The 18,306-nt window shown below is 66.6% G+C and carries 11 protein-coding genes and 1 riboswitch; of the genes, 7 read left to right on the top strand and 4 right to left on the bottom strand.

Features of this window, described 5'->3' with window-relative positions; all coding sequences use genetic code 11:
- Positions 1-309 precede the first annotated feature (309 nt).
- On the top strand, positions 310-1,125 hold the full coding sequence (locus AC1PLA_RS06350; protein WP_039519950.1) for a sugar phosphate isomerase/epimerase family protein: 816 nt from the start codon (positions 310-312) through the stop codon (positions 1,123-1,125).
- On the opposite strand, the gene AC1PLA_RS06345 is transcribed toward AC1PLA_RS06350, so the two are convergent.
- Together AC1PLA_RS06345 and AC1PLA_RS06340 are read right to left on the bottom strand one after the other, a co-directional pair.
- Positions 1,122-2,405, bottom strand: a complete 1,284-nt coding sequence (locus tag AC1PLA_RS06345; RefSeq protein ID WP_039519947.1) for a sensor histidine kinase — start codon at positions 2,403-2,405, stop codon at positions 1,122-1,124. The genes AC1PLA_RS06350 and AC1PLA_RS06345 overlap by 4 nt on opposite strands.
- Positions 2,398-3,114, bottom strand: a complete 717-nt coding sequence (locus AC1PLA_RS06340; RefSeq protein ID WP_016901685.1) for a response regulator transcription factor — start codon at positions 3,112-3,114, stop codon at positions 2,398-2,400. The genes AC1PLA_RS06345 and AC1PLA_RS06340 overlap by 8 nt, the downstream gene beginning before the upstream one ends.
- Before the next feature lie 136 nt (positions 3,115-3,250).
- Here AC1PLA_RS06340 and AC1PLA_RS06335 point away from each other — a divergent pair, with 136 nt between their 5' ends.
- From AC1PLA_RS06335 to AC1PLA_RS06315, 5 genes are all read left to right on the top strand, one after another.
- The gene (locus AC1PLA_RS06335; protein ID WP_481105801.1) at positions 3,251-4,984 is read left to right on the top strand and encodes an ArnT family glycosyltransferase; all 1,734 of its coding nucleotides are present in this window, start codon (positions 3,251-3,253) and stop codon (positions 4,982-4,984) included.
- A gap of 100 nt (positions 4,985-5,084) precedes the next feature.
- Positions 5,085-5,849, top strand: a complete 765-nt coding sequence (locus tag AC1PLA_RS06330; protein WP_065049273.1) for a phosphatase PAP2 family protein — start codon at positions 5,085-5,087, stop codon at positions 5,847-5,849.
- Positions 5,846-7,501, top strand: coding sequence for a phosphoethanolamine transferase (locus tag AC1PLA_RS06325; protein ID WP_481105800.1), 1,656 nt, complete (start codon positions 5,846-5,848; stop codon positions 7,499-7,501). Before AC1PLA_RS06330 ends, AC1PLA_RS06325 begins: the two co-directional genes overlap by 4 nt.
- A gap of 1,217 nt (positions 7,502-8,718) precedes the next feature.
- The gene (locus AC1PLA_RS06320; RefSeq protein WP_481105799.1) at positions 8,719-10,737 is read left to right on the top strand and encodes a M2 family metallopeptidase; all 2,019 of its coding nucleotides are present in this window, start codon (positions 8,719-8,721) and stop codon (positions 10,735-10,737) included.
- A 130-nt stretch (positions 10,738-10,867) separates the two neighbouring features.
- Complete coding sequence (locus AC1PLA_RS06315) at positions 10,868-12,802, top strand: XVIPCD domain-containing protein (RefSeq protein ID WP_481105798.1); 1,935 nt, start codon at positions 10,868-10,870, stop codon at positions 12,800-12,802.
- Between the two features lie 119 nt (positions 12,803-12,921).
- On the opposite strand, the gene AC1PLA_RS06310 is transcribed toward AC1PLA_RS06315, so the two are convergent.
- Both AC1PLA_RS06310 and AC1PLA_RS06305 read right to left on the bottom strand, forming a co-directional pair.
- A complete protein-coding gene (locus AC1PLA_RS06310) occupies positions 12,922-13,323 on the bottom strand; it encodes a hypothetical protein (RefSeq protein WP_016901679.1) in 402 nt (133 codons plus the stop codon).
- Between the two features lie 16 nt (positions 13,324-13,339).
- Positions 13,340-14,593: a multidrug effflux MFS transporter gene (locus AC1PLA_RS06305; RefSeq protein ID WP_024939474.1), complete on the bottom strand. Its 1,254-nt coding sequence runs from the start codon at positions 14,591-14,593 to the stop codon at positions 13,340-13,342.
- Between the two features lie 259 nt (positions 14,594-14,852).
- A riboswitch (glycine riboswitch) is annotated at positions 14,853-14,967 on the top strand.
- Positions 14,968-15,056: 89 nt separating this feature from the next.
- Here AC1PLA_RS06305 and gcvP point away from each other — a divergent pair.
- Positions 15,057-17,930 (top strand): aminomethyl-transferring glycine dehydrogenase, encoded by a 2,874-nt coding sequence (gene gcvP, locus AC1PLA_RS06300; RefSeq protein ID WP_481105797.1) that lies wholly within the window; start codon positions 15,057-15,059, stop codon positions 17,928-17,930.
- The last annotated feature ends 376 nt before the right edge of the window (positions 17,931-18,306 follow it).

The raw sequence follows: 18,306 nt of genomic DNA, 5'->3' as shown, positions 1-18,306 counted from the left end.
GATCGCCTGGCCGTGGCGTGCCTGCAGGCCGGCATGCACAGGCTGCCAGCATGCAGCCCCGGGATCGAGCCAGTGGCCACGCACTGCAGTGGCACTGCACTGCGTGGCACGAGCAGGCCACAGACGACGGGGTCGTCAGCATCCGCACAGCCCATGCCGAATACTCGCACGTAGAACATGCCGGCTGCCGTCTCCGTGCAGGTTGCGCGCATCGCCAGGCGCGGCGTTTCGTAGCGCTGCAGGTCACGCCGCGCAGCATCACTACGCCGCAGACATCTCCTCAACGCCACGCCGCGTAGGCTGCAGCGCATGCACAGCCTGTTTCTCAACACGGTGCTGCTGGGCGGCACCGCAGCCGATAAATTGTCGGCCGCACAGGCGGCCGGCTTCGATGCGGTCGAATTGTGGGAACAGGACCTGCAGCAGTTGGCGCGCTCGCCGGCGCAGGTGCGCGACGCCCTCCACCAACTCGGGCTTGGACTGACCGACTACCAGGTGTTGCGCGATGTCGACGGTGCCGCTGACGGGCAACGCGACGGTTGCCGCGCGCACGCGCTGCAGATGCTGGAAACCGCCGCCGCGTTGGGCGCGGGCGTGGTGCAGGCACCGGCCAACACGCGTGCCGACGTCGTGCCTGCACGGATCGTCGAGGATCTGCGCTGGCTCGGCCGTGCCGCGGCCGAGCACGGCCTGCGCATCGCCTACGAACCGATGGCGTGGAGCACGGTCAATCACACTCTGCCTGCCGCGTGGGCAAGCGTGCGTGCCAGCGGTGCGGACAACATCGACCTGGTGGTGGATGCCTACCACCTGTTCGCACCAGGCCGTGGGCTGGACGACCTGGACGCCATCCCGGCCACGCGCATCGCCAACGTGCAGTTATGCGATGTGGCCCAGCCGGTGGCGCCAGGTGCGCTGCCCGCGGTGGCGCGGCATGCGCGCCTGCTGCCGGGCGAAGGCTGCTTTCCGCTGTCGGCGCTGTTGCGGCGCCTGGCCGGCATGGGCTACACAGGGCCGATCGGCGTCGAGGTCTTCAACGATGTCCGCAAGGCCGCCGCTGCCCCGGCCACCGCGGCGGCGGCGATGGCCGCACTGCGCAGCTGCCTTGAGCGTGCCGGCGCTTAGCTGCGCTGCGAGCCGCTGAGATCCAGCGTCACCACCGTGCCCTGCCCCGCGCTGGAATCCAGGTGCAGATGCCAGCCCAGATGCTCGCAGAGCCGTCCGATCAGCTCCAGCCCGATGCCGTTGCCCTGGCGTGCGTTGTCGCGCGCCAGGCGCGCGTAGATCGCACTGATCTCCTCCGGCGTCATGCCGTGGCCCGGGTCGGCAATGCGCACCACCCCTGGTGCCGATAGCGAGACGCGGATGATGCCGCGGTCGCTGTTCTCGATCGCGTTGCGCAACAGGTTGCCGATGGCGGTCTGCACGATCGCCACCGGAGCGGTGAGGCTGCATGGCGGAAGCGGATCGGTGAGTACCTGCAGATCCTTGTCGGCGAGCAGATGTGCGTGGTCGGCGACGATCTCCGGCAGCAACTGGTCCAGACGCAGCGTATCGCTGCTGCGCGTCAGCCGGCCGGGGTCCTTGGCCAGCACCAGCAACAAGGTGATCAACTGCTCCACCGCGGCGCTGGTCTGCGCGATGCGCTCCAGCTGATGGCGCACCGCCGGCGGTGTGCCGGGTTGTTCCAGCGCCAGTTCGGCGGCGTTACCGATCACCGCCAGCGGAGTGCGCAACTCGTGGCTGGCACTGTCGATAAAGGCGCGTTCGCGTTCGACGAACTGGCCGTTGCGATCGAGATAGTCGTTGAGCGCGTCGGCAATCACGTACAGCTCGGCGCTGCCCTGCGGGCCAACAGCAATGCGTTGTGCACGCCGCTCGGGACGCAGCGCGCCGATGTCGCGCGCCAGCTCCACCAGCGGGCGCACCAGCCGCGCCATCGCATAAGTCCCCATCAGCAAGGTGATGCCGATCAGCGCGACGCCTGCCGCCAGCATCCAGCGGGTGATGAACTGCTCCAGCGCTTCGAAGTCGGTGATGTCCAGCACCAGCGCCAGGCGCCCGGCATGCGGCGTGTCGCGCACCATCACCGCGCTCTGGCGGCCGGCGATTTCCAACTCGTCGTGCAGGCCGGGATGCAGCGTGCGCAACACCGGCGGTACTGTTGCGCTGCCGTCGACGCGATACAGCCGCAGGGTGTCCGAGTCCTGCCAGCGGTAATCCGGATTCTGCGCACTGCGATCCAGGATGCTGTCCAGCTCCGAATTCAACAACGAGCGCCACACGCCGTGTTCTGCGCGCTCGTGTAGATACTGCGCGGTGCCGAACACCGCCAGCACCATCAGCAGCGTGTAGCCGAACAACCACACCAGCACGCGGCGGCCCAACGGGCGCTGCCTAAGCATCGCTGCACTCGCCCGCGGCCGGATCGCCGGCACCTTCCAGCGGCGCCAGGCGATAGCCCAGCCGCGGCAGGGTATGGATCAGTTTCTGCGCGAACGGGCCATCCACGCTGCGACGCAACTCGTAGATATGCGAGCGCAGCATGTCGCCATCGGGCGGATCGTCGCCCCATAGCGATTGCTCCAGCCGCTGGCGGGTGACCGCGGCGGGGCTGGCCTGCATCAGCACTTCCAGCAGCTTGCGGCAGGCCGGATACAGGTGCAGCACCTGGCCGGCGCGGGTGGCTTCCAGCGTGGACAGGTCCAGACGCAGGTCGGCTACCTGCAGCAACTTGCCGCGTCGGCGCCCATGCGCACGCGCAAGCAGGGCCTCGATGCGGACCTCCAGTTCCGGCAGCGCGAACGGCTTGGTCAGATAGTCGTCGGCACCGGCACGGAAACCGGCGATCTTGTCGGGCAGCTCGTCGCGGGCAGTGAGCATGATCACCGGCAGCTCGGACTGGTGCTGCTCGCGCAGGCGGCGCAGTACTTCCGGGCCGTCCATGCGCGGCATCATCCAGTCCAGCACCAGCACGTCGTACTGCTGGGTGGTGGCCAGGTGCAGGCCAGTGATGCCGTCGGGCGCTGCGTCCAGGGTGTGCCCGCGCGCTTCGAAATAGTCGAACAGGTTGGCAACCATGTTGCGGTTGTCTTCGATGACCAGCAGCCGCATGAGCGCGTTTCCAGGGCGGCCCGGCAGGGACGATGTGCGCATCCTAACCGAGCCTGGCCGAACACAGCCGCTCTGGATGGCTCCGACAAAATTCCGACCTGCTTGCCGGATAGTGTGGCGCCCCACCGATCGGGGCGTGCGCGTGTCGCCTGCCATCTCCGCCGCCACTTCCCGCCAGCGTGCGCTGCTTGTCGCCGTGTTGCTGATCGTCGTCAGCCTGCTGGCCGGGCTGGGCCTGCGCCAGCCCAACCCGCCGGACGAGCCGCGCTTTGTGCTGGCCGCACGCAGCATGGTTGCGACCGGTCAATGGCTATTGCCGCACCGGGGCAGCCAGCTGTACGCCGAAAAGCCCCCGGTCTTCATGTGGTTGCAGGCAGCCAGCTACGAGCTGGTGCCGCACTGGCCGGTCGCGTTCCTGCTGCCGTCGCTGCTGGCTGCGCTCGCCACGTTATGGCTGACCTGGGACATCGCGCGGCGGTTGTGGAACCGACGCGTGGCGCGGCATGCGGTACTGGCGTTGTTTGCGGTGCTGCAGTTCGGCCTGATGGCCAAGCGTGCGCAGATCGACATGGTGCTGGTGGCGCTGACCACGCTGTCGTTGTGGGGAATGCTGCGGCATCTGCTGCGTGGGCCGGACTGGCGCGCATGGACGCTGGGATTGTTTGCCGCCGGCGTGGGCACGGTGACCAAGGGTGTGGGCTTTCTGCCCTTGCTGCTGTTGCTGCCATGGATGGCGCTGCCGCGCAGGCACTGGCGCGTGCTGCCGGCACGCGCACAGGCCGGGCGTAGCTGGTTGCTGGTGCTGCCTGCGTTTCTGGCGGGGACTGCGGTATGGCTTGGTCCGCTGGGCATCGCGTTGTGGCAAAGCAACGACCCGGCGCTGCATGCCTACGCGCACGAGCTGTTGTTCAAGCAGACCGGTACCCGTTATGCGCACGCCTGGCATCATGTCAAGCCGGCCTGGTACTACCTGCAGGTGATCGCCACGCTGTGGTTGCCCGGCTGCCTGGTGCTGCCCTGGTTGCTGCCGGCCTGGTGGCGACGGCTGCGGCGCGGCGACCCGCGCTATCTGTTGCTGCTTGCCTGGAGCGTGTTGGTGCTGGTGTTCTTCAGCGCCAGCCCGGGCAAGCGCGAGGTCTACATCTTTCCGATGCTGCCGGCCCTGTGCATCGCCGCCGCACCGCTTCTGGCCGGGCTGCTGCGCAAGCGTGGTGTCCGCGTATTGCTGACCGGCTACCTACTGCTGCTCGCACTGGCCGCTCTCGCATTGGGCAGCGGTATCGCGCTGCATCTGCACTGGGCGGAAAATACCGCCCTGCAGCGCGGGATGGAGTTGGCCTCGCTGCGATCGGTGGGTCTCTGGTTGATCGGCCTGGGCGTGGTCGGCCTGGCGGCAATTGCATGGTCGCGTGGCAAGCGCACCGGCACCGCGATGGTGGTGGTGACCGCCGCGCTATGGAGCGTGTACGGCCTGGGTTTGATGCCGGCACTGGACCCTTACAGTTCTGCCGCCCGCTTGATGCAACGCGTGGGACAGCGCATCGGCCCGGAGGCCGAGCTCGGCATGCTGGCCTGGCGCGAGCAGAACATGCTGCAGGCGGATCGATCGGCCACCGACTTCGGCTTCAAGGCGAGTTGGCAGCAGCAGTGGGCCAAGGCAGGTCCATGGCTTGCAGACGCACCTGAGCGTCGTTGGCTGTTCGTCCTCAAGCAGGCGGTACCGGCGTGCATCGATCCGGCGCAACGGATCGATATTGGCGAGTCCAACCGCAATCAATGGCAGTTGGTGCCGGGCACGGCATGGCATGCCGGTTGCGTTGCGACCGCCTCCGCCACCGACCCTGGCGGTGGCGACAGCGAGACAGACTGAACGCCGGGTAGCGCGTTAACCGCCGGGCAACTCCGGTCCGACCGCTTTCCGACATGCCGCTTTCGAAGATGCCGGGCATAGACCACCGGCCGATGCTTCGATGACCACGCTTCCCGTATACGCACCTGCCCTGGCGCGCACAGCCACTGTTGCGCAAACCCGCTTTCTCATTCGGCATCTGTGGCTACCGCTGGCCGGTGTGCTGGTGCTCAGCGCGTTGTTGATGGGCGCCGGCGGCGACCAGTGGGTTGCCGATGCGCTATATCGGCTGGAAGGTGGGCAGTGGCTGCTCAAGGACCACTGGTTCACCAGCGGCGTGATTCACCGTGTCGGCAAATGGTTGAGCACCGCCGGCGCTGTCAGCGTGCTGGTGCTGGCGCTGGTTGCCTGGTACCGGCCGCGCTTGCGTGTGCTGCGCTGGCCGCTGACGTATCTGGCTGCATCGATCGCACTGTCGACCTCGCTGGTGTCCTTGCTCAAGTCGTGGACGGCGATGGATTGCCCATGGGATCTGAGCCGTTACGGCGGCACCCAGCAGATGATCGGGCTGTTCGAATCGCGCCACGGCATTGCTGCGTCCGGTTGTTTTCCTGCAGGCCACGCCAGCGCCGGTTATGCGTGGGTGGCGCTGTATTTCTGTGCGCTGGCACTACGTCCTGCGTGGCGTGTTCCTGCATTGTGGCTGGGCATCGCGGCAGGCTTGTTATTCGGGATTGCGCAGCAATTACGCGGCGCGCATTTTCTGTCGCACGACCTATGGTCGCTGGCGGTGTGTTGGGGAACTGCACTTGCACTGTACTGCGTGATGCTGGCTCGACCGCATCGCGCCAATGTCGTGGTGTTGCAATCGGGGGATGCAGCATGAGTACCTATCTACCGCAGTCGCGTGGGCTCAAGCGCCTGCGCGCACTGAGCTGGACGACGCGACCGACGGTCTCGACCGAAACCTTGGTGTTGTTGTCGAGTCTGTTCTTCGCACTGGTGTGCAACCAGCTGTTCTGGCACACGGCCATGGCCACGCATCCGGGCAGTCTCGGGTTTGCCATCTCGTTGATGGCCTTGCTGGTGGCCGTGCATGCGTTATTGCTGGGCCTGCTGGTGTGGCGCTGGAACGCCAAGCCGCTGTTGACGCTACTGCTGTTCACCACCGCGCTGGCTGCGCACTACATGGACAGCTACAACGTCTACCTGGATGCGGACATGCTGCGCAATGTGCTGCATACCGACCACAAGGAATCGCGCGAACTGCTCACGCCCGGCTTGATCCTGCCGCTGCTGTGCTACTTCCTGATTCCGGCCACGCTGTTGTGGCGCACGCGCCTGCAAGCACGCAGCATCGGCAGATCACTGGCAATCCGCGCCGGCTTCTTGCTGGTGGTGGCAGTGGTCGGCGCGGCCGGCGCGATGCTGTCGTCGCAGGACGTCTCGGCATTGATGCGCAATCACCGCGAGGTGCGTTACCTGGCCACGCCGATCAATTACATCGTGGCACTGCGGCAGAATCTCAAATCCGATTCGCCAATCAAGCATGCGCCCAAGCAACCGGTCGAACACGACGCCATGGCCACACCACGCGCATCGGGTAGCCGTCCGCGCCTGCTGCTGGTGGTGCTGGGCGAAACCGCACGTGCGCGGAACTGGGGCCTCAACGGCTATGCGCGCCAGACCACGCCCGAGCTGGCGCAGGCCGGAGTGATCAATTTCCCCGACATGCATTCCTGCGGCACCAGCACCGAGGTCTCGGTGCCGTGCATGTTCTCGCCGTTCGGCCGCCGCGATTACAACGAGGACATGATCCGCGGCCACCAGTCGTTGCTGCATGTGCTCGAACACGCCGGCATTTCCACGCTGTGGCGCGACAACCAGTCCGGCTGCAAGGGCGTCTGCGATGGCCTGGACATCCAGAAGCTGGACGATGCCACCACGCCAGGGCTGTGCGCCGATGGCCGCTGCATGGACGAGATCCTGCTGAGCGACCTGGCTGCGCAAGTGCGCGCAAAGCCCGGCGACCGCGTGGTGGTGCTACATCAACTCGGCAGCCACGGGCCAAGTTACTTCGAACGCTACCCGGCACAGTTCGAGCGCTTCAAACCGGTATGCAAGACTGCTGACCTGGGCAGTTGCAGCCGCCAGAACATCGTCAACGCCTACGACAATTCCATCACCTATACCGATCACTTCCTCAACCAGGCCATCCACACGCTGCGCGGGCTGCAGGACTACGACACCGCGATGATCTACCTCTCCGATCACGGCGAATCACTGGGCGAAAAAGGCCTCTACCTGCATGGCGTGCCGTACGCGATCGCGCCCAAGGAGCAGACCCACGTGCCGATGGTGATGTGGTTCTCGCCGGAGTTCGCACGCGACCGCGGCCTGGACGAAACCTGCCTGCGCCACCGTGCCGGCCAGTACACCGACCAGGACGCGCTGTTTCCGTCGGTGCTCGGTCTGATGCAGGTCAAGACCAGCGCCTATGCACGCGAGCGCGATCTGTTCGCGCAATGCACGGGATAGACACGACTGAATTTCTTCAAGCATGGCTTATCGAAGGCACGGTGCCCTAGCCGCTCGCGCGACACGCCGTGAATCCTCCCGTGGAGGCGCCCTGGCGGCATCCATGCCGCCAAAGGCCCCGCAATCGGCAAGGGCACCGCACCGGTAAGTTGGTCGGTGGCCACGTGAAAAGCTGCTTGTCGCTCGCCGTGCATCGGAAGTCGGGCCTGTGCATCAGCATCTAACAACGCGCATCAAACACTGAGCTTAGATGTGCACACCAACCATCCCGACTGGTCCTTGCCCGCCTACCGTCGCGGGACCTTACGCGGCATGGATGCCGCGTAAGAGCCTACAAGGACGTACTTGCGGCGTGTCCTGCGATGGTGGGCGGGCGAGGGCCCCGCAGCCAAGCGGCAGATCAGCCGCTCTACAGCCGATCTATCCGCGCTATCCAGGCCTTGGAGCACGACACCCAAAGCAATCGGGACTTCAAACCGTGGCCGCTTTTAGTCGCAATCAGATGCGTAGATCAGAAGCTCGGCTCGTCGAGTGCGCGGTGCCCTCACCGCTTGCGGGACACGCCGTGAATCCGTCCATGGAGGCTCCTTGGCGGCATCCATGCCGCCAAGGGTCCCGCAACCGGCAAGGACACCGCACCAGGAAGTTGGTCGGTGGCCACGTGAAAAGCTGCTTGTCGCTCGCCGTGCATCGGACGTCGGGCCTGTGCATCAGCATCGAACAAGGCACCTCATGCTTTGTTAGCGACCAAACACACCGACAATCTTGACTGGTCCTTGCCCGCCCACCCTCGCGGGACCTTACGCGGCATGGATGCCGCGTAAGAACCTACAAGGACGTACTTGCGGCGTGTCCCGCGAGGGTGGGCGGGCAAGGGCCCTGCAGCCAAGCCGCAGATCGCCTGCCCTACGACCGATACATCCGCACGGTTCCATCAACCCGATGCAGCCGCCCCCCCAGTCTTGAAGCAGCTGACAGTACGGCGCGAGCAAATCAGCAGGCAGGTCGTGACGACGCACTTTCAACCGGCGTGCCCTAGCACTCCATGCCGCATCAGGTAACGGCCGTGCCCGCCTGCGATGAGCACGCCAATATGGCACTTGCTCTGACGAGCACAGATGGATTTGCAGCCGTCCGAGTCGCGTACACCGTGACAGCGCTTGCGATGAACCCCGACGCGCTCTAGCCTGCGTCGGACTTCACCGCAAGGACCACCCGTGAATCCTCGTTTGTTGTGGCTGGCACTGGCCGTGGCCACCGGCACCCTGTCGTTGTCGGCCTGCCGTCAGGACGCTGCAGCACCCGCCAAGCCCGCTGCCACCAAAGCCGCGCCGGAGGAAAGCGCCGACCAGTTCGTCGCGCGCATCAGCGCCGAGTACAAGGCCGCTTACCCGGAACTCACCGCCGCGCAGTGGTTGTCTTCGACCTATATCAACGGCGATTCACAGCTGCTGGCCGCCAAGGCCAACGAACGCTCGCTGGCGCAACTGGACCGCTGGATCGAACAATCTAAGCAGTATGCAGGTGCCCCGATGTCGGCCGACAGCGCGCGTGCATTGCAACTGCTGAAATTGATGAGCGCCCTGCCCGCCCCACGCGACCCTGCCAAGCTGGCAGAGCTCACCCGGATCGCCGCCAAGATGGAAGGCGATTATGGTGCGGCCAGTTATTGCGTGGGCGATGGCGAACAACGCCGCTGCCGCCAGCTTGGCGAGCTGGAACAAGTGCTCGCCAGCAGCCGTGATTACACCGAACAGCTGGATGCCTGGCAGGGCTGGCATGGCACTGCAGTCCCGATGCGCAAGGACTACCAGCGCTTTGTCGAGCTCGCCAACGAGGGCGCGCGCGGGCTGGGCTTTGCCGATGTCGGCGTGCTGTGGCGCAGCGGTTACGACATGCCGCCAGCGCAATTGACCAGCGAAACCGACCGTCTCTGGGACCAGGTCAAGCCGCTGTACGCACAACTGCAGTGCTATGCGCGCGGCAAGCTCGATACGCAGTACGGCAAGGACAGGGGCGAGCTCGCCGGTGGCATGTTGCCCGCGCATCTGATGGGCAATATGTGGCAGCAGGACTGGAGCAATCTGTGGGACCTGCTGCAGCCGTACCCGGGTGCCGGCGACCTGGACATCACCGCTGCGCTGGAAAAACAGTACCAGGGCAACCTGAGTGCGGTGCTGGCGCGCAACACCGGCACCGAAGGCGGCAGCGGCGCACGCTTCCAGGCCGAGCGCGAAGCGCAGCTGCGCACCGCAAAACAGATGACCGAACGTGCGCAGGATTTCTACACCTCGCTCGGCATGCCCAAGCTCCCCGACACCTATTGGCAACGTTCGCAGTTCATCAAACCGCTGGACCGCGACGTGGTCTGCCATGCCAGCGCATGGGACATGAACATGGGCGGCGAAGCGACCCAGAACATCGGTGCAGACGTGCGCACCAAGATGTGCATCAAGCCGACCGAAGAGGATTTCACCACCATCTATCACGAGCTTGGGCACATCTATTACGACCTGGCCTACAACCCGCTGCCGCCACTGTTCCAGAATGGCGCCAACGACGGTTTCCACGAAGCGATCGGCGACACCATCGTGCTGGCGATGACACCCAAGTATCTGCAGTCGATTGGCATGGTGGGCGAACAGCAAACCAGCCGCGAGGCGCTGCTCAATTCGCAAATGCGCATGGCGCTGAGCAAGGTTGCCTTCCTGCCGTTCGGCCTGATGATCGACCGCTGGCGCTGGGGCGTGTTCGACGGCTCGATCCCCCCCGAGCGTTACAACCAGGCCTGGTGGGAACTGAAAGCCAGGTATCAGGGCGTGGCACCGGCGAGCCCGCGCGGCGAAGAGTTCTTCGATGCCGGCGCCAAGTACCATGTGCCCGGCAACACGCCCTACACCCGGTATTTTCTTGCGCACATCCTGCAGTTCCAGTTCTACAAGGGCCTGTGCGAAGCCGCCGGCCATCAAGGCCCGTTGTACGAGTGCAGTTTCTACGGCAACAAGGACGCCGGGCAGAAGTTCTGGTCGATGCTGCAACGCGGTTCCAGCCAACCCTGGCAGACCACGCTGAAGGAACTCACCGGCAACGACCGCCTGGATGCCGGCCCGATGCTGGAATATTTCGCACCGATGAACGAGTGGCTGAAGCAGCAGAACCAGGGGAAATTGTGCGGCTGGCAGGCGAACGCACCCGCGGCCGCCAGCACTACGCCTGTGCCTGCCGTAACGCACTGACGCACGCGCTCCCTGCGGCATGCGGCGGCCCTCACCCTGGCCGCCGCATAACGTTGATTTGATAAACGCACAAAACGCCGGCGATATACTGCGCGCCCGCTGCACCGGCGCAGCATGCAGGATGCATCCAGTGAACAACCCCTCCACCGGCCCGGACCCGCGCGACGCGGACCGCAACAAGCAGTTCATCGACGACGCAAACGACCGCGCATTCGACCCGATCTACAGCAGCAAGAGCAGCGACTACGCGCTGGAAGTGGGCGGCAGCAACATCGAGCTCAGCCCCGAAGATCAGACGGTCAAGTATTCCCATACCAGCGAGCAGAGCAGCGGCAGTCCGACGCAGCCGCTAGGCGAGAACAGCCTGCGTAGCAGCCGCTCGCTCGGCCTGGGCAAGCTCAGCGACGCCGAGGCCAAGACCACCACCTTCAACCTCGAGGCCGATGCCAACACCGGCCAGCAGCAACGCCTGCAGACCAAGCTCGGCGACAGCAAGCTGAGCATCGAGACCAGCACCAGTGCCGGGCAGCGCATGCGTTACGCACTGACGCTGCCCGGTGCCGACCAGCCTGCAGAGGCGGCCACCCGCGTCAATCCGCTGCAGCCGGAGAGCCTGCCGATCGGCGCGCGCGCGGTGATGGACGCCCAGACCTACACCCAGCGCGACGCCTCGGCGAGCCTGCAACACCTCACCATGCAAAGCGAGATCACCGAAGCCAGCGGCCGCAGCTACCTGATCGAGCGGGTGGACGAGCGCCACGTGCGTGTGGTGACCGGGCCCAACGCAGCCATCGAGGCAGTGAACGCCGTTGGCGTCAAGGTGGGACCGGCGCAGGCCCTGCTCGGGCGCGCCGACGCCCTGGGTCAGTCGCGTGTGGAGAGCGCGCAGTTCGACTTGGCCGATCCACGCGCGCTCGCGGCCATGGGCGACTTCGTGCGCGAGGGCAAGATTGCACCGGGCGTGCCCGGCGTCGATGAGGTACAGACGGTGGAGCGGATCAGTTTCAGCTCGCAGCAGCGTCTGCAGCTAGAATTGGGCCCGCTCAGTGCCGATGTGGCCGGCAACCGCAACCAGGGCAGCCAGGTGCGCATCAGCACACCGGGCCAGGACGGCTACACCGTGGTGCAGCAGCTGCAATACGGCGGCAACGTGCCGCTGACGATCGTGCGCCAGTACGACGGCAACGACACCGAGCGCGTGCAGGAACGCAGCTACCGCTTCGAGATCGATGGCGATGTTGCCGCGCCGGGGCTGCTGCAACGCCTGGGCGGGCGCAACGAGGCCAGCGAGGAAAAGGCGATTGCACAGAATCTCAACAGCGCACTGAGCGGCGACATGGCGGGCACCGGTGCGATTGCGGCAGGGCAGAAGACCACGCTGGCCTTCAGCGAGGCGCAGATGCAGGCGCTGATGCAGCAGACCCAGGCCAGCGTCGAAGCCGGCAGGATCGGCGGCAGCTCGCTGACGGCGCTGGTCGGCGACCGCAACGCCGCGCCGCAGTCACCCGAACGCTTCGCGATCGCGATGGCGCGCAATGTGGGCGGCGAGCCGTATCCGTTCGTCGAGCGGCTGCAGCGCATCGCCGACGGCGCCGATGGGGCATACGACGGCCGGTTGCAGCGCATCGATGCCGAGGCGCTTCCGCGCCAGGCGGCTACGGCAACCGCGGCGGCGGATCCGCGCAATCCGGCCAGTCCGGACCATGCGCTGCTGACCCAATGCACCGCAGCGGTGGAGCAGCTGGAGGCCGCGCGCGGCCGTGTGCCCGATGCGGACAGTGAGCGCCTGGCAGCCGGCGCGCTGGTAGCCGCACGCGAGCACGGCCTGCAGCGCGTCGACCACGTGGTGCTGGGGCGCGACCCGGCACAGGGCTTCGTGGTCCAGGGAGCGCTGGATTCGCCGGCGCACCTGCGCGGACCCTTCGATGCCCAGGCCGCGCAGCAGACGCCGGTGGACCACAGCCTGCAGCGCGCGCAGGCTGTGGGCGCCGAGCAGGATCGCCAAGCCGCCGCGCAGGAACAGGCGCAGCAGCAGGACGTCCAGCGACAGGCTCCGGCCCGCTGATCCAGCGCGCCGGTTGATCCGCAGCCAAGCGCTGGCGCAGGTCAGCACCGAACACTGCCCGCTGACGCGGAATGGGCCGTGTTCGGAGCCGGCGTCGCCGACACCGCTGCGTTATGACCTCAGTTGGTGCGCGCGGGCACCAGCTTCTGCGCGAATTCGATCCGGAACGCCTCGAAATCCCTGCCGTCGGCGGCCGCCTCGGCATGCGCCGCGTCCTTGAGCGCGTCCGAATAGGTCAGCCGCACCGGCGTGCCCTGGCGTTCGTGCAGCTCGGCCGCGCGCATGATCAGGGCCAGCACCTGGGCGGCGCTGGTGCTTTCGCCGGCGATGCGGCCGTCCATGCCCAGCACCCATTCGCCGTCGCGGCGGACGATGCCGGCCAGTAGCGTGCGTTGCTGGTCGCGCAGTTCGGCATGCGGCTCGATCGGCGAGACCGGCGCGGGATTGGCGGCGGCCTGGTTGCGCTGGCGCTCGGCGGCGCGCTTGCGGGCATCGCGGCGCAGCTTGGAATCGGTGGACATGCAGGCTCCTGTGAGGTCAGAGATGGTCGGCCGGCTCCAGAGGCACTGCCTCCTCGGCCTGGCGGCGGCGTAGACGGCGGCCGCTGCGGCGTTCCCAGCGCCAGAATAGCCAGCCCAGCAGGAAAAAACCGGTCATGCCGATCGCCAGATGGCGCGGGTGTTCACTCAGCAGCGGCGACAGCACCCCGGCCACCAGCGTATTGGTCATCAGCTGGGTGAAGGCCTGCAGCGAGGAGGCCAGGCCGCGCTGATGCGGGTACATGTCCAGCACCGCCAGCGCCAGGATCGGGAAGATCAGCGCCATGCCCACGCCGGCCAGGAAGATCGGCAGCACCGCCCAGGGCAGCGCGATCTGCGCCGCCGTCATGGTGTAGCCCAGGTTCGCCAGCGCCGCCACGCCGCAGCAGATGAAGCCGATGCGGATCTGCCGCACCGGGTCCATGCTGCCGGCCATGCGCCCGGACAGGAACGAGCCCAGGGTCATGCCGCCGATGGTGGGAATGAACAGCCAGGCGAAGTCGCCCTCGCCCAGGTGCAGGTGGCGCATGATCAGCACCGGCGCCGAGGCGATGTACAGGAAGATGCCGGCGAAGTTGAACGCACCGGCCGCCGCCAGCCGCTGAAAACGCGGGTTGAAGCCGATCCGCACGTAGTCGTGCATCAGGCGACGCAGCTGCAGCGGCGTGCGCGCCTCCGGCGGGTGGGTCTCCGGCAGCCAGGTCAGCGTGGCCACCAGCAGCACCAGCCCGAACGCCACCAGGAACCAGAAGATCAGCGGCCAGCCGGCACCGCTGAGCAGGATCCAGCCGCCGATGATCGGCGCGATCGCCGGGGCGATGCCGAAGATCATCGATACCTGGCTCATCAGCCGTTGCGCGTCCGCCCCCTGGAACAGGTCGCGGATCACCGCCCGCCCGACGATCATGCCCACCCCGGCCGACAGCCCCTGCAGCGCGCGGAACGCCAGCAGGGTGGGCAGGTCCTGCGACAGCGCGCAGCCCACCGAGCCGGCGATGAACAGCACCAGCCCGCCCAGGATCACCCGCTTGCGGCCCCAGGCATCGGACAGCGGGCCGTGCGCGATGCTCATCAGCCCGTAGGCGAGCAGATAGACGCTGATGGTCTGCTGGATCGCCACCTCGTCCACCGCCAGGCTGCGGCTGAGCCGCGAGAACGCCGGGAAGATGGTGTCGATGGAAAACGGGCCGAACATCGCCAACCCGGCGAGCAGCAGCGCCATGCGACGGGTGGAAGGCGTGGTGGGGGTCATGCAGGGATCCGAAACGTGGTGCATCGGGGGGGACGCACGCCGGCACCGCCCTGGGGGGCGGCGTCGGGATGAGCACAAGGGCGTCGATGATAGGCGCTCGCCGTTGCAAGGTTAAGCAAACCCGAGTGCATGGGCCTGCCGCATGCGCTCCGGCGCGTGCGCACGCAGGCTATAATCGGCCGGCAACACGGTGGGAGAAGCGGCACTGCCGCTGCCGAAGGCGCAACAGCCCGTAATCGCTCAGGCCCGATACCATCCGCAGTACAACTCTGGAGAGACCGGCCGATGCCGGCGCCGAAGGGGCACGGAACGCAGGCAGACCCAGCGCCATGCCGCGTTCTTAAACTCTCAGGCAAAAGGACAGAGGGGCGCGAGGAAGACTGTCGCTGCGACAGGAGGTGATGCGCTGCGCGCGTCACGCCGGTCCGGTGGCCGTCGACCATTCGTCTGCCCCCTGCCCCGGATGCCCGCCATGTCCCAGACCACGTCTTCCTTGCGCGACCTCGAACACCACAGTGCGTTCGTCGAACGCCATATCGGCCCCAACGACGCAGAAATCGCACAGATGCTGGAGGTGGTCGGCCACGCCTCGCTGGATGCGATGACCGATGCGATCGTGCCCGGCAACATCAAGTCGCCAGCGGCGCTGGCGCTGCCCGAGGCGATCACCGAAGAAGAGGCGCTGGCCAAGATCCGCGCCATCGCCAGCAAGAACCAGGTGCAGCGCAGCTTTATCGGCCAGGGCTATTACGGCACCCATACGCCGAAGGTGATCCTGCGCAACATCCTGGAAAACCCGGCCTGGTACACCGCCTACACGCCCTACCAGGCCGAGATTTCGCAGGGCCGCATGGAAGCGCTGATCAACTTCCAGACCCTGTGCGCCGACCTCACCGGCATGCAGATCGCCAACGCCTCGCTGCTGGACGAAGCCACTGCCGCGGCCGAAGCGATGACGCTGGCCAAGCGCTCGGCCAAGTCGAAGTCGGACACCTTCTTCGTGCATGACGCGGTGCACCCGCAGACGCTGGAACTGCTGCGCACCCGCGCCGAGCCGCTGGGCATCGTGCTGCGCGTCGGCACGCCGGAAGAAGCTTTGCAGGCCGAGTGCTTCGGCGTGCTGCTGCAGTACCCGGACAGCTTCGGGCACATCGGCGATCACGCTGCGCTGGCCGATGCGGTGCACGCGCAAGGCGGCCTGGTCGCGGTGGCCACCGACCTGCTGGCGCTGACCCTGATCGCCGCGCCCGGCGAATGGGGCGCCGATATCGTGGTCGGCAATTCGCAGCGCTTCGGCGTGCCGTTCGGCTTCGGCGGCCCGCATGCGGCGTTCATGGCCTGCCGCGATGCCTACAAGCGCTCGATGCCGGGCCGCCTGATCGGCGTGTCGATCGATGCCGCCGGCAACCCGGCCTATCGCCTCACCCTGCAGACGCGCGAGCAACATATCCGTCGCGAGAAGGCCACCTCCAACATCTGCACCGCACAGGTGCTGCTGGCCGTGATGGCCTCGATGTACGCGGTCTACCACGGCCCCGAGGGCCTGACCCGCATCGCGCGGCGCACGCATCGCCTTGCCGCGATCCTGGCCGCCGCCCTGCGCGGTGCCGGCGTCACCGTGGGCGAGCAGTTCTTCGACACCCTGCACGTCAAGGCGATCGATGCCGACGCCATCCACACCAAGGCCCGCGCCGCCGGCATCAACCTGCGCGCGATCGACAGCGAAGCGGTCGGCATCAGCCTGGATGAAACCAGCACGCGCGCCGATGTGGTTGCACTGGCCGCGTTGTTCGGCGCGCAGGCGGATGTGGACGCACTCGACGCCGCCACCGCCGACGCATTGCCGCAGGGCCTGCGGCGCAGCAGCACGTTCCTGACACACCCGGTGTTCAACACCCACCACAGCGAGCACGAACTGCTGCGCTACATGCGCTCGCTGGCCGACAAGGACCTGGCAATGGATCGCACCATGATCCCGCTGGGCAGCTGCACCATGAAGCTCAACGCCACCGCCGAAATGATCCCGGTGACCTGGCCCGAGTTCGGCGCGATCCATCCGCTGGCCCCGGCCGAGCAGTCGGCCGGTTACGCGCAGCTGATCGAGGAGCTGGAAGCGATGCTGGTCGAATGCACCGGCTACGACGCGGTGAGCCTGCAGCCCAACTCCGGCGCGCAAGGCGAGTACGCAGGCCTGCTGGCGATCCGTGCCTATCACCGCGCGCGCGGTGAAGCGCATCGCGACATCTGCCTGATTCCCGAATCCGCGCACGGCACCAACCCGGCGTCGGCGCAGATGTGCGGCATGACCGTGGTCGTGACCAAGTGCGATGCCAACGGCAATGTCGATGTCGACGACATCCGCGCCAAGGCGGAAAAGTACTCCGAGCGTCTGGCCGCGTTGATGATCACCTACCCGTCCACCCACGGCGTGTTCGAAGAGGACGTGGTGGCGATCTGCGAAGCCGTGCACGCGCATGGCGGCCAGGTCTACACCGACGGCGCCAACATGAATGCCCTGGTCGGCGTGGCCAAGCCCGGCAAGTGGGGCTCGGACGTGTCGCACCTGAACCTGCACAAGACCTTCTGCATTCCGCATGGCGGCGGCGGCCCGGGTGTGGGCCCGTGCGCGGTGAAGTCGCATCTGGCGCCCTATCTGCCCAAGACGCTGGGCGGCGAAGGCGACGTCGGCATGGTCAGCGCCGCCAGCTACGGCTCGGCCTCGATCCTGCCGATCAGCTGGATGTACGTGACCATGATGGGCAGCGGCGGCCTGCGCAAGGCGACCCAGGTGGCCCTGCTCAATGCCAACTACATCGCCAAGCGCTTGGCACCGCACTACAAGACGCTGTACACCGGCCGCAACGGCCTGGTGGCACACGAGTGCATCCTCGACATCCGCCCGCTGGAAAAGACCAGCGGCATCGGCGCCGAAGACATCGCCAAGCGCCTGATCGACTTCGGCTTCCACGCGCCGACGCTGAGCTTCCCGGTCGCCGGCACCTTGATGGTGGAGCCGACCGAAAGCGAATCGCAGCACGAACTGGACCGCTTCATCGACGCAATGATCCAGATCCGCGAAGAGATCCGCGCCATCGAAGACGGCCGCCTGGACCGCGACGACAACCCGCTCAAGCACGCCCCGCACACCGCCACCCAGGTGTCGGCCAGCGAGTGGACCCACGCCTACCCGCGCGAACTGGCCGCCTTCCCGTTGCCCAGCCTCAAGCAGCAGAAGTACTGGCCGCCGGTGGCGCGCGTGGACAACGTCTACGGCGACAAGAACGTGATGTGTGCCTGCATCCCGGTGGATGCGTACAAGGACGACGTGGAAGCGTAAGCGCCACCACCAGGTAGAAGCGAAACCCAGCCGGTCACACGGCTGGGTTTTTTGTTGCCGTGCCGGGACAGGCAGGCGCTGCAGCCACCACAGGTTTTGCGTTTGTCACAGCCAGGGCGATAGCCGGCTCTTCATGGGCAGCGATGAAAGATTGCCCTCCGGCGCGTGCTGCGCTCATCGCACCGCACTCGACCAGGCGACAGCGATGCCATCTGCCCCTCGCCAGCGGATGCATCGACACTTCGTGCAGGACGACTGCGCCAGTAGGTACACATGCGCCGCAGGCAGCGATACCCGCTCACTCCCCGGCAACGCGTGTACCCGGCCGTCTCATGCCGGAGCCCTACCCACCACCACACGTTTGCCTGCCCTACAC

The sequence above is a fragment of the Xanthomonas sp. NCPPB 1826 genome (assembly GCF_056725285.1).
Note: the sequence above shows the minus strand (reverse complement) of the source record. Positions and strands in the feature narration are given on the sequence as shown.

Excerpts from the sequence above, each read along its gene's own strand:
- AC1PLA_RS06350 (WP_039519950.1), top strand. The coding sequence starts at position 310 with ATGCACAGCCTGTTTCTCAACACGGTGCTGCTGGGCGGCACCGCAGCC.
- AC1PLA_RS06345 (WP_039519947.1), bottom strand. The coding sequence starts at position 2,405 with ATGCTTAGGCAGCGCCCGTTGGGCCGCCGCGTGCTGGTGTGGTTGTTC.
- AC1PLA_RS06340 (WP_016901685.1), bottom strand. The coding sequence starts at position 3,114 with ATGCGGCTGCTGGTCATCGAAGACAACCGCAACATGGTTGCCAACCTG.
- AC1PLA_RS06330 (WP_065049273.1), top strand. The coding sequence starts at position 5,085 with ATGACCACGCTTCCCGTATACGCACCTGCCCTGGCGCGCACAGCCACT.
- AC1PLA_RS06325 (WP_481105800.1), top strand. The coding sequence starts at position 5,846 with ATGAGTACCTATCTACCGCAGTCGCGTGGGCTCAAGCGCCTGCGCGCA.
- AC1PLA_RS06310 (WP_016901679.1), bottom strand. The coding sequence starts at position 13,323 with ATGTCCACCGATTCCAAGCTGCGCCGCGATGCCCGCAAGCGCGCCGCC.
- AC1PLA_RS06305 (WP_024939474.1), bottom strand. The coding sequence starts at position 14,593 with ATGACCCCCACCACGCCTTCCACCCGTCGCATGGCGCTGCTGCTCGCC.
- gcvP (WP_481105797.1), top strand. The coding sequence starts at position 15,057 with ATGCCCGCCATGTCCCAGACCACGTCTTCCTTGCGCGACCTCGAACAC.